Annotated in this window: 13 protein-coding genes; 10 read left to right on the top strand and 3 right to left on the bottom strand. The window is 67.8% G+C overall.

Going from position 1 to position 12918, the window contains the following annotated elements; genetic code table 11:
- The first annotated feature begins 34 nt into the window (after positions 1-34).
- From LZC94_08375 to LZC94_08340, 8 genes are all read left to right on the top strand, one after another.
- Complete coding sequence (locus LZC94_08375) at positions 35-787, top strand: YebC/PmpR family DNA-binding transcriptional regulator (GenBank protein WXB17285.1); 753 nt, start codon at positions 35-37, stop codon at positions 785-787.
- Between the two features lie 20 nt (positions 788-807).
- Positions 808-1491, top strand: coding sequence for a crossover junction endodeoxyribonuclease RuvC (gene ruvC / locus LZC94_08370; protein WXB17284.1), 684 nt, complete (start codon positions 808-810; stop codon positions 1489-1491).
- Between the two features lie 52 nt (positions 1492-1543).
- Positions 1544-2272 carry an outer membrane lipoprotein carrier protein LolA gene (locus tag LZC94_08365; GenBank protein WXB17283.1) on the top strand — a complete coding sequence of 243 codons (729 nt, stop codon included), beginning with the start codon at positions 1544-1546 and terminating at the stop codon, positions 2270-2272.
- 72 nt (positions 2273-2344) lie between these two features.
- Positions 2345-3103 carry a hypothetical protein gene (locus LZC94_08360; protein ID WXB17282.1) on the top strand — a complete coding sequence of 253 codons (759 nt, stop codon included), beginning with the start codon at positions 2345-2347 and terminating at the stop codon, positions 3101-3103.
- Positions 3057-4298: a site-specific DNA-methyltransferase gene (locus LZC94_08355; GenBank protein ID WXB17281.1), complete on the top strand. Its 1242-nt coding sequence runs from the start codon at positions 3057-3059 to the stop codon at positions 4296-4298. The genes LZC94_08360 and LZC94_08355 overlap by 47 nt, the downstream gene beginning before the upstream one ends.
- Before the next feature lie 17 nt (positions 4299-4315).
- Positions 4316-4633, top strand: a complete 318-nt coding sequence (locus tag LZC94_08350; GenBank protein ID WXB17280.1) for a (2Fe-2S)-binding protein — start codon at positions 4316-4318, stop codon at positions 4631-4633.
- A gap of 538 nt (positions 4634-5171) precedes the next feature.
- Positions 5172-6200: a phosphatase PAP2 family protein gene (locus LZC94_08345; protein ID WXB17279.1), complete on the top strand. Its 1029-nt coding sequence runs from the start codon at positions 5172-5174 to the stop codon at positions 6198-6200.
- A gap of 87 nt (positions 6201-6287) precedes the next feature.
- Complete coding sequence (locus tag LZC94_08340; protein WXB17278.1) at positions 6288-6983, top strand: hypothetical protein; 696 nt, start codon at positions 6288-6290, stop codon at positions 6981-6983.
- 55 nt (positions 6984-7038) lie between these two features.
- Here the strand turns inward: LZC94_08340 and LZC94_08335 are convergent, their stop codons facing one another.
- Entirely contained in the window at positions 7039-7884 is an 846-nt protein-coding gene (locus tag LZC94_08335; protein WXB17277.1) for a lysophospholipase, read from the bottom strand.
- 87 nt (positions 7885-7971) lie between these two features.
- On the opposite strand from LZC94_08335, the gene LZC94_08330 reads away from it, so the two are divergent.
- Positions 7972-8583: a DUF882 domain-containing protein gene (locus LZC94_08330; GenBank protein ID WXB17276.1), complete on the top strand. Its 612-nt coding sequence runs from the start codon at positions 7972-7974 to the stop codon at positions 8581-8583.
- Between the two features lie 55 nt (positions 8584-8638).
- Here LZC94_08330 and LZC94_08325 read toward each other — a convergent pair whose 3' ends face one another.
- Both LZC94_08325 and LZC94_08320 read right to left on the bottom strand, forming a co-directional pair.
- Positions 8639-10033 (bottom strand): alginate export family protein, encoded by a 1395-nt coding sequence (locus tag LZC94_08325; GenBank protein ID WXB17275.1) that lies wholly within the window; start codon positions 10031-10033, stop codon positions 8639-8641.
- An 86-nt stretch (positions 10034-10119) separates the two neighbouring features.
- Entirely contained in the window at positions 10120-11472 is a 1353-nt protein-coding gene (locus LZC94_08320) for an HD domain-containing protein (GenBank protein WXB17274.1), read from the bottom strand.
- 34 nt (positions 11473-11506) lie between these two features.
- Here LZC94_08320 and LZC94_08315 point away from each other — a divergent pair, with 34 nt between their 5' ends.
- A complete protein-coding gene (locus LZC94_08315) occupies positions 11507-12703 on the top strand; it encodes an acyl-CoA/acyl-ACP dehydrogenase (protein ID WXB17273.1) in 1197 nt (398 codons plus the stop codon).
- Positions 12704-12918 lie beyond the last annotated feature (215 nt).

The following is a 12918-nucleotide window of genomic DNA, read 5'->3' as shown; positions in this document are numbered from 1 at the left end:
GGTCTTGTAGGGTGGTGCAAAGAAAGAGGACATCATGAGCGGCCATTCCAAGTGGGCCACCATCAAGCACAAGAAGGGCGCACTCGACGCCAAGCGTGGCAAGCTTTTCACGAAGCTCATTAAGGAGCTCACCGTCGCGGCCCGAATGGGCGGCGGTGATCCCGGGGGCAATCCCCGCCTGCGAAAAGCCATCGCCGACGCAAAAGGTCAGTCGATGCCCAACGACACCATCAACCGCGCGGTCAAGCGCGGCACGGGTGAGATCGAGGGCGCGGCCTACGAAGAGGTGCTCTACGAGGGAACGGGCCCCGGCGGCACCTTGTTCCTCGTCGAGGGCATGACGGACAACCGCAACCGAACGGTGGCCGAAATCCGCAAAATCTTCGAGAAGAACAACGGCGTTCTCGGGGGCGGAGGCACCGCGGGCTGGGCGTTCGATCGCAAGGGCGTGATTCAAATCGCCAAGCCGGACGCCAACGAGGACCAGCTGATGGACGTCGCCATCGGCGCCGGCGCCGAAGACTACGCGGACCAAGGCGAAGAGTGGCAGGTGACCACGGCCCCCGACGGTCTGCACGGCATCCTCGAGACGCTCGAAAAGGCGAAGATCACCGTCAAAGGCTCGTCGATCGCGTACGTGCCCAAGACGAAGAAGCCCATCGAGGGCCGCGACGCCGAGGTGGCGATCAACCTCGCCGAGGCGCTCGACGACCACGACGACGTGCAGAACGTCTACGCCGATTTCGACGTCTCCGACGAGGAGATGGCGCGCATCGCCAACGCGTGAGCGGCGGCCTTCCTCGTTCCATGACCAAGCGCGATCCCGCCGTCCCCGCAGCCACGGCGCGATCGCGCACCTCGGCCGGCACAGCGATGCCGAGGGCCACGGCGGCCGCGTCGCGGCTGGCAGCACCGAGGTCACCCGCCGCGGGCGCCGATGAAATTCGAGAGCGCCAGCCCACCGCCATCGTGGCGCGCCATGCGCAGACGGTGCTCGGTATCGATCCCGGCACGCGCCGGATGGGCTGGGGCATCGTTTCGCGCAAAGGCTCGCGGCTCGTGCACGTGGCGCACGGGGTGATCGCGGCAGGCGACGACGTGCCGCTGGCGGAGCGGCTGGTGACGATCGAGCGCGAGCTCGATCGCATCGTGCAGAACCAAGCCGTGGGCCAGGCGAGCGTCGAGTCGCTCTTCTTTCACAAGGACGCGCAGGCCGCCGCCAAGCTCGGTCATGCGCGCGGGGTGGCGCTGCTCGTGTGCGCGCGCGCAGGGCTCGACATCGCGGAGTATGCGCCTGCGCGCGTCAAGCGGACGGTCACCGGGCGCGGCGCGGCCGACAAGGTGCAAGTCGCCCAGATGATCCGAGCCATTTTATCGCTCCCGGAGGCGCCGCCGAGCGACGCAGCCGATGCGCTGGCCCTGGCCGTCACGCACCTGCAGAACACGCCGCTGGCGACCGCTGCCGCCGCGGGCCTCACCTTGCGCAGGTGAATCGACTACCATGTTGCGCCGTCCAACCGCTGAAATCGGAGCTCGTCCTCGAATGCGTCACCTTCACCACCTCGCGCTCGCCACGATCCTCGCAGCTCTTTCCGGCTTCACCGCCGTGAGCCACGCGCAACCCGCGGGCCAGCCGGCCCAGCCCGTGGCCGCCGCCGCGCAGCCCACGCCGCCCGCGGCCGCCGTTCCGTCGGTGGACCAAGCGGTGGGCAAGGTGCAGGGCTTCTACGAGAAGACCACGTCGTTCAAGGCGAACTTCAACCAGGAGTACTTCGTCAAGGCGTACAACCAGCGTAAGAGCTCGCGCGGCAAGGTCACCTTTGCGAAGCCCGGCAAGATGGACTGGGTGTACGACGAGCCGAAGGACCAGCGGATCGTCTCCGACGGCAGCATCCTCCGCGTCTACGAGGGGGCCAACAAGCAGATGTACGAGCAGCCGGTGGACAAGGCGCAGTACTCCGCCGCGCTCTCGTTTTTGACGGGCCAGGGCAAGCTGACCGATCATTTCAACTTCGAGATCGCCGGCGGCGAGAAAATGGCGTTCCCCGGAGGGTACGTCCTGATCGGCGTCCCGAAGCAGCCGCAGGCCGCGTACACCAAGGTATTTTTCTATGTCGACGCGGCCACGTCCCAAGTTCGCCGGGTCATGGTGCTCGATGGCCAAGGGAATCGAAACAAGTTCGATTTCGAAAATCCGCGGGTGAACGAGCCCGTCACCGCCGAGCAGTTCAAGTTCGTCCCGCCTCACGGCACCACGATTGTGCATCCTTGATCCGGTCGCAATGCGCGGCCCGTCGGCGCGAGCGGCGGACCTTCGGCGCGACATCCTGCTACGTTGGCGCCGATGGTCGACGTAGGCGCCCAGGCGACGGCAGAAATCATGAAGCACGTCCCCTGCCCCCATTGCGGGGCGCAGGCGCGGATGGAGTCGGACGTGGTGCTGCGTTGGGTCTGCGCCGTGTGCGGCGGGCCGCGCGTACCGGTGGAGGACGCGGCCGCCCACTCCGAGCGTGAACGCGAGCAGCTGCTTCGCGCCGGACACGCCAAGAAAATGGCGTTCGCGCACCGCGCCTTCGGCATCGGGCTCTCGCTCACGGGGACCATGCTCGCGGCCCTCGGCGCCGCGCTGGCCACGGTGGCGGGGGCGGTGGCCTTGTTCATGGTGCTGGCGGCGGTGGTGGCGCTGGTCTTCGGCATCACCTATGTGCGCAGCGCCAAGCGCCGCGACACCGAGGCCAAGGAGGCCGTCTTCGAGGCTTGGGAGACGGTGGCCGAGGGGCTCCTGCGGGCGCGCGCCGGCACCGACCAAGGCGAGGTGACGGGGGAGCAGATCGCGCGCGCCATGCACACCAGCGTGGAGGACGTCGAGCGGATGATGTCGTTTCTCGCCGTCGACAACCGCGCGCGCATCGTGGTGAAGGACGCCGAGCTCGTGTACACGTCGGGGGACATGACATCGCAGCCTCCGGCCGCCGAGGAGGTCTCCGGGACGCGCATCGAAGGTGATCCCCAGGAAGAAGCCATGGAACGCGCCATTCTAGAAAGCGAGGAAGCCGATGCCGATGCCGCGCATCCGCCGGGCACTGACGCACGTCGGCGGTAACATCGAGACGGGCGGCGATCGCGAAGCCTCTGCGCTGCTCGCCGCCGCGCTCGACGTGCCGAGCCACGAGGGCAAGCTCGAGGGCACCGACGATCCTTCGCGCCTGCACGTGCACGGCTTTCACGCGTACCCGGCGCGGATGCACCCGATCACGGCCTCGCGCCTGGTGCAGAAGCTCGTTCCGCCTGGCGGGCGGGTGCTCGATCCCTTCTGCGGATCGGGGACGGTGCTCGTCGAGGCGCGGCTTCTGGGGCGCGAGGCGGCCGGCACCGATTTGAACCCGCTGGCCGTGAAGCTCGCCCGGCGCAAGATCACGCCGCTCGGCGCGGGCGACGCGGAGCGGATCCTCGAAGCGGCCAAGAACGTCAGGGCCCGAGCCGACGAGCGGCGGCTCGCGCGCGCGGGGGCCACGCGCAGGCTCTCGGATCAGGACGTGGCGATGTTTCCGCCGCACGTGCTGCTCGAGCTGGACAGCCTGCGCAGCGGGATCGAGGCCGTCTCGGACGCCACCGTGAAAGACGCGCTATACCTCGTGCTCTCGTCCCTGTTCGTCAAGGTGAGCCTCAAGAAGAGCGACACCTCGGAGGACGCCGCCCCGCGCCGGATCGCCGCCGGCTACACGTCGAAGCTCTTTTTCCGCAAGACGGAGGAGCTGGTGGCCCGCCTCGGCGACTACGGCGAACGCCTCCCGCGGGGCCGCCTTTTGCGCGCGCACATCGCAATCGACGACGCGACCAAGCTCACCACGGTGGAGGGCGCGAGCATCGATGCCATCATCACCTCACCGCCCTACGCCGCCACATACGATTACCTGGCGCACCATGCGGTGCGTCTGCGGTGGCTCGGGCTCGATGCGCGCAGCCTCGAGCAGGGCGAGCTCGGGGCGCGCAGGCGCTACGCGAAGATGCGCCCGGAGGCGGCCGAGCAAGCGTGGATCGGCGAGCTGGTCACGTTCCTTCGCGCGGCGGGGAGGGTGCTCAAGGCGCGCGCGCCGCTGGTGATGCTCATCGCGGACTCCGCGGTGGGCGCACACGCGCTGCGCGCGGACGACTTGGTCGCGCGCGCCGCCGAGCACACGAAACTGGTGCCGCTCGCGCGCGCCACCCAGCGAAGGCCGCATTTTCATGGGCCGACGGCGCGGGCATTTTCGGAGCGTCCGCGCGGCGAACATGCGCTCATGCTGCAAAAAGCGTAAGCTTCCGCCCTCCTGCCATGCCTACCGTCATTTTCGAGTCCCCCGACAACAGCAGCGCCCCCGTTCGCACCGAAGCTCCGAACGGCGGCGCCCTCGCCGATTTGTGCGATTTGATCGACGCCCCCGTCCCCTTCTCGTGCCGTAGCGCCAACTGCGGAACGTGCCGCATTCACGTGCTCGAGGGGCACGAGCTTCTCCTCGATGCCGAGGACGAAGAGCTCGACGTGCTCGACGTGTTCGCGGTGGCTCCGCCTGCCCAGCGCCTCGCTTGCCAAGCACAGATGCGAAGCGGAGCCGGTCTCCTCCGCGTCCGCGCCGTCGCCGACAACGAATGACGTTTCGACTCGGCGTCCGAGCCGACGACGAATGACGGCGTCCGAGCCGGCACCGACGAATGACGTTCGCTCTTGCGTCCGAGCCGGCACCGACGAATGACGGCGTTCGAGCCGGCACCGACGAGTGACGTTCGCCCTTGCGTCGAGCCGGCACCGACGAATGACGTTCGCCCTTGCGTCTGAGCGGTCACCGATGAACGACGTTCCCTTGCGTCTGAGCGGTCGCCAACGACCATGTGACCTGCCTGCAGGGCGCGGTCTGTTACCCATCATTCGCACTGCGAAGATAAATTCGCGGCACTTCGGCCTACAGCAGCCGTTGAAGCCTCACGGACACCGGCCATAATTCACGTAAGGATCGGGCAAAGTACGTTCCACGGTTGTGTGCGGCGTGCCGACGGACCATGGTCAGAAACCTGCATCCGCATCGTCACCTCGACGACACCTTCCCGATTCGACGGTGCTCCGGTAAAGCCGGGGTGTGCCGTCCGCGGAGCCCAACCGACTCGCTATGACCCCGCAGTACCTCGATAAATCGATGAGCCCGTCGCACGCCGATGCCTCCGAGCTTTCGGACGGCACGCGTCTGACGTTTGCCTCGCGCTTCTGGTGGAGTCTGGCGGCGCAGGACTGGCTCGTCATGAGCTACTTCACGGTGATCCTGCTGGCGTTGTTTTTCGGCCATGGGCCCGGTCGCGTGCGGTGCATCGAGCATGTGCTGGTCGACGTGGGGCTCGTAGGGTTGGGCCTCGCCCTCACGCGCGGAGGGTTGCTCCCGCGCGGCAGCCTCGCCAGCTCGGTGGTGTACCGCTTTACGATGTTCGGCGCGGTGTTCCTCACGTACTTTCAGCTGCGCGACATTTTGCCGGCTGCCAGCCCGTACTCGCTCGACGCGAACATCCTCGCCTTCGATTTGAAGGTCTTCGGCTTCGAGCCTTCCCTCGCCTGGGACAAGTACGTGACCCCCGCCACCACCGAGTGGTTCGCGTTCTTCTACTTCAGTTACTTTGCGATCCTGATCGCGCACGTCATTCCGTTCCTCTTGGCGGTGCGGAACGAGAAGCTGCTCACGCAGTTCGGCTTGGGGGTGTGCGTGGTGTTCTGCACGGCCCACACGCTCTACATGGTGGTGCCTGGCTATGGGCCGTACGCGCACCTGGCGGGGCAGTTCAAGAATCAGCTCTCCGGCGGTCTCTTCTGGGGTCTGGTCCGCGAAGCCGTGGAAGCTGGCGGCGCCCAAAAAGATATCTTCCCGAGCCTCCACACGGCCGCGCCAACGTTCCTGGCGATCTTCTCGTACCGGCACCGCAAGCATCTGCCGTTCAAGTACTCGTGGCCGGTCGTCGGCTTCTTCGCAGGGCAGATCATCATCGCGACCATGTTCCTGCGCTGGCACTACCTGATCGATATTTTCGCCGGCATCACCTTGGCGACCTTCGCGAACATCGTGGCGGCCAAGGTCCCGAGGTGGGAAGCGGAGCGCCGCAAGCGCCTGGGGGTCGACCCCGTGTTTACGCCGCTCCAAGTTCGGCTACCGCGCTGGCTCGAGGGGCGTTCCGCCCGCTGACCGCGACGCCTCCCGCAGGCCGCGACGCCGCCCGCTGACCGCGACGCCTGCCGCAGGCCGCGCGCCTGCTGCTGACGGCGATGCCGCGTGATTGACTCGGGCCGCGAGGCCGGGTGCTATGTCCGGATGAGGGCGGGGCGGTGGCGTTGGTTCGCGGGCGGGGCGGTCGCGTTGGCGGCGGCGGGCATCGAGCTCGCGGCGTGCTCCGAGGGTGGAACGGGCTTCCCCACCAGACACGACGCCTCGCGCGCCGATGCGCGCTTCGGTGATGGGGGCGGCGACGACGCCGGCTCGGAGGACGACGCGGGCCTCGACGCCCCCGTCGATTGCGGCGCGCCGCTCGTCTTGCGCCCCTCGCCCGCGGCGGGCACCTACTGCACCTTCATGGCGGATGGAGGCCGGCGGAGCTGCGCGCTTGGCGAGCACTGCTGCGTGTACCCCACCAACGCGCGGCTCGATTCGACGTGCAACCCCGCCGGCGTTGCCTGCGAGGCGCCCGTCGACGCGGGCGGCGCCGACTTCGAGTGCGACGAGTCGTCGGACTGCACCGATCCGAGCAGGCCCACGTGCTGCCTCGACGGCGTCCCCGTGACGAGCGCAACGTGCCCTCTCAACGGCTTCATCTCCGGCATCCGGCGAACGTATTGCAGCGCCGAGCCCGCGTGCGGCGTGGCCGTCCGCGACGCAGGCGCCATCGTGTGCGGCACCAACCCGGAGTGCGAGGCGGGCGTTTGCGCGCCGGTCAGCACGAAGGGCAAGACCATCGGCGTGTGCCTGCGCTAGCACATCGCCGGCCCCCATTCGCGCCGCAGCGCGCCCGCATCTCGCGCCCGCGCCTTTACTTCGCCCGATCGAGCATCCAAGTCGCCATCGTATCGGCGATGTCGCGCCACGAGAGCTCATTGAGCACCTCGTGCAGCAGCCCCTCGCGCGGATCCCACGTCTTATCGGGCGAGCGAACGGCGTCGAACCACTGCTTGCCGGCTTCGAGCTTGGCGACCGGATCGGCGCCGCCGAAGGCGATGTACAGCGGCAGCGCGATCTCCGAGGTGCGCTGAAAGAGGCGCTCTTGCGCTTTGACGGTCTCGCGAAACCACCGGGCGCGGGCGAGCGGAAAGACCAGCGGATCTTCCTCGTAGCCGCGGGCGCGCACCGGATCGTGGGTCAGATCTTTTCCGGCGATGCCCGTGGGGAGCCCCAGCTTCGGCACGATGCGCGATGCGATACGACCCAGCGCCAGCTTGGCGCGCGGGACCTGAAGCGCGAGACCGAAATAGGGCCCCGTGAGCAAGAGCCCCCGCCACGATCGCGCCGACTCCAGCACGCTATGGGTCGCGACCAGGCCGCCGAAGCTATGGCCCATCAGGAACGCCGGAACGCCTTTGGCGCGCTCGCCCAAAAGACGCGCCACCTCGCCCGCGTCGTCGAGAAACTCGTCGAAGCGCACGCAGTGGCCGCGGGTCCCGTGCGCGCGCCCGTGACCGCGCATGTCGAGCGCGACGCTGCCGATGCCGCGCTCGGCCCAGGCATCCATCACATGGGTGTAACGGGCGGCGTGGTCGGCATAGCCGGGGAGGATGCCCACCACCGCGCGAGCTTTTTTGGGCATCGCGGAGACGAAGTAGAGATCGGGCCCAGCAGGCCTCCGATGCGTGATTGGCCCTTCGTCGCGCGCGATGGTCATGGTGGCGTCTCCCTTTCCCTGCAAATCGTCGCCCGATGAGGGGGCTCCTCGTCAAGGGCGGATTCATCGTAGACTGAAGAAGCAATCGTGAAGGGGCTTTGGCTGGGGTTTCTCGCAGGCATCGTTTCGAGCGCGGTCACGGCGCCGCTCGAGGCGGATGCGTCGGTGCACCATGCGCTGGGCCTCACGAAGAAAAAAGGGGCCGAGTACCTCGCCGACGGCCGCTCCCCGCCCGACGATTCGCCCTTGCTCGCCACCTTCGTCCAGGTCCACACGGGCGAGCGGGTCGCGTTCGACGCGCGCTCGCCCTCGATCGAGCGCTTCTCGCGGCTGCTGGCCGACCGGGTCACCGGCTCCAGCACGCCCCTCGATCCGCGGCTGCTCGAGCTTCTACGGACCTTGGTCGCGCGCTACCCCGGCGCACGCATCGAGCTCGTCAGCGGCTTTCGCAGCCCCAAGTTGAACGAGATGCTGCGAAAAAAAGGGCACCACGTGGCCTCGCACAGCCAGCACTCGCTGGGGCACGCCTGCGATTTTCGCATCGTCCCCGACGGCGCCGTGCGTCCGCTCGCGCCCTCCTTCGTGGAACGCCAGATCCGAGCCGCAGGCTGGGAGGGCGGCGTGGGCATCTACCCCACGCAAAAGGACTGGTTCGTCCACGCCGACGTGGGGCCCAACCGCCGCTGGGTCAGCAAGTGAGCGCGCGGACGCGACGTGGGCGCGCAGACGCAACGAAGCCCGCGACGGAGCCGACCTACGGAATCGTGAGGTTCGCCTGCAGGTAGGCGAAGTGGGCCATGTCCTCCGGCGTGTACACGATGTCGGGCGCGACCCCGCCCGATGCGCCGCGCGCCTGGGCCGCTCCGATGGCGCGCGCCCCATCGCCCAGGAAAAACGCCGAGTAGCCGCCGCGCAGCTCGAGCGACGGCCACGGCAGCCAGGAGACGAAGACATCCGCCTCGTGCCCGAGCTCCGTCGCGCCGCCGACGGCGCTGCTTCCGATGCTGGTCAAGGTCGCATTGAGCCACTCGCCCGAGGCCTCGGCCAGACGCGCATAGCGGTACTCGAACCCGAGCACGCCATCGGTCCACGGCACCAACGCGAGCCGCGCGGAGACATCGGCCGTGTTGGACCAGGAGAAGATATCCATCCCGCCGTGGTGCACGTGGATGTCGGGCAGAATGGGATCGAATTGCTTGTAGTTTCCACGTCCATCGTCGCCCGACGCGTACGAACCGCCGACGCGCAAGGTGGGCGTGAGCGCGATGGTGTCGAAGGTGCGCCCCACGTAGGCCGCGACGGCATACGCGCTGCGATCGACCCCCAAGGTGCGCGCGGTGCCCAGCTGGTACGCGCCCTCGATGGCGTATTTGAACCCGCGCCCTTCGCCGGAGACGCGAAGATCGCCCGTGTACGTCTCGCCGTGCATGCGCGCCAGATAAAAGCGCGACCCTTGCGCGATGGTGCGCGCGACGCGGGCGAGCCCCGAGAGCTCCACCCGAAAGAGCGGATCGAGCGCCCAGGCGATTTGCAGCCCGTAGAGCTGCGTGCCGGTGGCGTTGCCGGGGAAGCCGGTTTGCCCGAACGAGGGGCTCGCGGGCTGCGGCTGATCGAGCATCGCGGCCAGCGCGTCGACGTCGAAGGTGCCCGATGCCACGTGTCCGCGCACGGCGTCGAGCGAGCGCGCCACCGGGTGCCAATCGGAGACACCGAGCAGCCGCCCATCGCCCCATTCGACCGCCTGCCGCCCCACCCGAAGAAACGCCGCGCGCGAGCTCCCCGTGCGCGCCTCGGCGTAGGCCTCGAACGGCGCAAAGAAGCCATATTGGCTCGCCCCCCAGGCGTGCGAGTCCTGAAGCGTCACCTGCGCGTGCAGCGCCCCGCGATCGGCGGCGAGGCCCAGGCGCGAGCGCTCGAAGACGATGCCCGCGTCCTCCACGCGCGACACCGTTCCGTTGGCGTTTCGCCCGCCCATGTCGACCGGCTCGTGGCGGTACTCGCCGCGCGTGCGAAGCTGCAGGCTGGGGGCAAAGGTCCAATCGCCGATGGCGAACGTCTCGGGCGCCGGCGGCGCCGCTTGGGCCCATGCGAGCCCCTCGAACGAGAGCGCAGCCCCCAGCGTGCAGATCGCGATTCGTTTTCGATTCATGGACCGTCGCCCCTCCCCGCGCCGGAAGCACGGGGAGGCCGAAAAGATGGGCTAAACGAAGGACGGCCGGCAGTGTAGACGAATGCTCAGCTCGAGGCGAGTTCGCGTGCACGCGAAAGGAGGCGCTCGCGTTCGTTGAGCGAAGGGTCGGCCAGCACCTCTTCGAGCAGCTGGTTCAGGACGCGCCCGATCGCGGGCCCCGCAGGCACCCCCGCGTCGCGCATGAGATCGTGCCCGTTGATCTTGAGCTCGCGCACACTCAGCGCATCCCCCGCCTCCCGCACCTTCTTCACGTGCGCCTTGAGCGCCTCGAGCGCTTGCAAATCGGCGGTGAAGTCCCTTCCCTTGCCCCGGACGTCGGCCTCGTTGAGGAGGTACAAGTCCTCCACCCGGTTCGGCCCCACCCGCCGGATCCAGCGGCGAACGGCGGCATCGCTCCACTCGTCCGTGTAGTGAAACAAGTGGTGCTTCACGAGGTCCACGATGCGCGCGCGCTCGTCGTTCGAGAACTTGAGCCGCGCCGCGATGGGATCCGCAATTTCTGCGCCGATGCGCTCGTGATCGTAGAACGTGTAGTCCTGCGTCTTCTCGCTGAACGCGCGGCTGCGCGGCTTGCCCACGTCGTGGAGGAGCGCGGCCACGCGCAGCACCGGATCGCCGGTGCACGCGTCCATGCACTCCATGCCATGGCGCCACACGTCGTAGGCGTGCCAGCGATTTTGCTCCATGCCGTAGCCCTCGAGGAGCTCCGGGCAGGTGATCCCGAGGATGCCGGTCTCGCGCATCACGTCGAAGGCGCGCGACGGCCTCTTCGCCTTCATCGCCTTGAGCCACTCGTCGCGCACCCGCTCCATGCTCACCTTGCGGTACGTATCGAGGGTGGGGGCGATGGCCGCGCGCGTCTGGGGCTCGAGCTCCACCTCCAAGGTCGCCACGAAGCGCGCGGCGCGCAGCACGCGCAGCCCGTCCTCGGAGAAGCGCTCGCGCGGATCGCCCACCGCGCGCAAGGTGCGCGCGGCGAGATCGCGCTGGCCGTCGAAAGGGTCGATGAGCACACCGCTCTTGGGATCGAGGGCGATGGCGTTGATGGTAAAATCGCGGCGCGCCAGATCGGCGACGATATCGTCCGTAAAGTGGACGGCATCGGGACGGCGACCATCGGAGTACGTGGTCTCGCCGCGCAAGGTGGTTATCTCGTAGCCCTTGCCCGAGACCATCACGGTGACTGTCCCGTGGGCGATGCCGGTGGGGATGGCTCGCGGAAAAATCTTCATCAGCTCTGCTGGGAGCGCATCGGTGCACAAATCCCAATCGGACACTTCGCGACCGAGCAGGAGATCGCGCACACAGCCGCCGACGATCCACGCGCGCTTACCGCGCTCCTCGAGGCGCCGCGCAAGCCCTTCGACTTCCTTGGGGATGCGATCCAACATCGACATAGGATACTTCTTTACCAAAAAGGTGGACGTGGCGATGCTCGACTTTTCCGAAGAAGAACGAACGATCCAAAGCGCAATTCGCAGCTACTGCGCGCAAATGATCGAGCCCAAGGTGCTCGGGATGGAGGCGGGTACGGAGAGCATTTACCCCGTCATGCGCGATATGGCGAAGGCGTTCGGGCTCGCCGACATGGCGCGCTCGCTGGTCGGCAGCGGGGCTGCCGAGGGCGGGGCCGCAGATAGAAAAGCCGAGCCGGGCGGCCGCAAATCCCGCATGCCCGATAGCGCCCTCATGTCCATCCTCGTATCGGAGCTGGCCCGCGTCTGTCCCGGATTTGCGCTCGCGTTCGGCGCATCGCTCGGCCTCTTCGGCGGCGCCGTGCTTGCGCGCGGCACCCCCGAGCAAAAGCAGCGCTGGGCCCTGCCCGCGTTCACCTTGGAGAAGATCGGCGCCTGGGGCCTTACCGAACCGGGCGCCGGGAGCGACGCGTTCGGTTCGATGAAGACACGCGCGCACAAAGTCGAGGGCGGCTACCGCCTGTCGGGGAGCAAAACGTTCATCACCAACGCCCCCTTCGCCGACTGCTTCGTCATCTACGCGCGCACCGAGGACGTGGTCCGCTCCTTCATCGTGGAGCGCTCGGACGAGGGCCTCACCACCGGCCCGGCCATGAAGAAGATGGGCATGCACGCGTCGCCCACCGGCGAGGTCTTCCTCGACGACGTCTTCGTTCCGAGCGAGCGGGTCATCGGCGGCGACAACGCGAGCGACGCCCGCCAAGCGGCGCGCAGCTCGCTGCAGCAAGAGCGCTCCAGCATGATCCCGATGCTCTTCGGGATGGTCGATCGATGCCTCGAAGAGTCGGTCCGCTTCGCCAAGTCACGCGAGCAATGGGGCAAGTCGATCGCGGAGTTCCAGCTCGTGCAGGAGAAGCTCGCCAAGATCTATACGGCGCGCATGATCATGCACTCGCTCTGGATGCGGCAAATCGAGGCCGAGCGAACGGGCGTGCATTTGCCCGCGCGCGAGGCCAGCGCATCGAAGCTGTACGCGGCGCGTGCGGCCACCGAGTGTGCGCTCGAGGCGGTGCAAATCTTCGGCGGCTCCGGCTACATGACCGGCAGCGTCGTCGAAATGATGGCGCGTGATGCCAAGCTCTTTCAGATTGGCGGCGGCACCGACGAGATTCAAATTTTGCGCATCGCGCGTGAGCTCTTGGAGGAAGGCTGAGGGCGCAGCGAACGAGATTTTCAACCGCCAGGGCGCCAGGGGCTCCAGGGGAATTGGGGTTTGGGGTGAGATCTTTCTGACCCATCCCCCGCTTCTCTCCAAAACCCAACCTCCCTCGCCCCTTTTGGCGCACCTGGCGCCCCTGCGGTTTAATCTTTTGGCGCACCTGGCGCCCTGGCGGTTAACCCCTTTTGGCGCACCTGGCGCCCTGGCGG

The organism is Sorangiineae bacterium MSr11954, assembly GCA_037157815.1.
In the GTDB taxonomy this organism is placed as follows: domain Bacteria; phylum Myxococcota_A; class Polyangia; order Polyangiales; family Polyangiaceae; genus Pendulispora; species Pendulispora albinea.
Note: the sequence above shows the minus strand (reverse complement) of the source record. Positions and strands in the feature narration are given on the sequence as shown.

Coding starts and splice junctions, on each gene's coding strand:
- ruvC (WXB17284.1), top strand. CDS start 808: ATGACCAAGCGCGATCCCGCCGTCCCCGCAGCCACGGCGCGATCGCGC.
- LZC94_08320 (WXB17274.1), bottom strand. CDS start 11,472: ATGTCGATGTTGGATCGCATCCCCAAGGAAGTCGAAGGGCTTGCGCGG.
- LZC94_08350 (WXB17280.1), top strand. CDS start 4,316: ATGCCTACCGTCATTTTCGAGTCCCCCGACAACAGCAGCGCCCCCGTT.
- LZC94_08345 (WXB17279.1), top strand. CDS start 5,172: ATGAGCCCGTCGCACGCCGATGCCTCCGAGCTTTCGGACGGCACGCGT.
- LZC94_08360 (WXB17282.1), top strand. CDS start 2,345: ATGGTCGACGTAGGCGCCCAGGCGACGGCAGAAATCATGAAGCACGTC.
- LZC94_08375 (WXB17285.1), top strand. CDS start 35: ATGAGCGGCCATTCCAAGTGGGCCACCATCAAGCACAAGAAGGGCGCA.
- LZC94_08335 (WXB17277.1), bottom strand. CDS start 7,884: ATGACCATCGCGCGCGACGAAGGGCCAATCACGCATCGGAGGCCTGCT.
- LZC94_08315 (WXB17273.1), top strand. CDS start 11,507: ATGCTCGACTTTTCCGAAGAAGAACGAACGATCCAAAGCGCAATTCGC.
- LZC94_08355 (WXB17281.1), top strand. CDS start 3,057: ATGCCGATGCCGCGCATCCGCCGGGCACTGACGCACGTCGGCGGTAAC.
- LZC94_08365 (WXB17283.1), top strand. CDS start 1,544: ATGCGTCACCTTCACCACCTCGCGCTCGCCACGATCCTCGCAGCTCTT.
- LZC94_08325 (WXB17275.1), bottom strand. CDS start 10,033: ATGAATCGAAAACGAATCGCGATCTGCACGCTGGGGGCTGCGCTCTCG.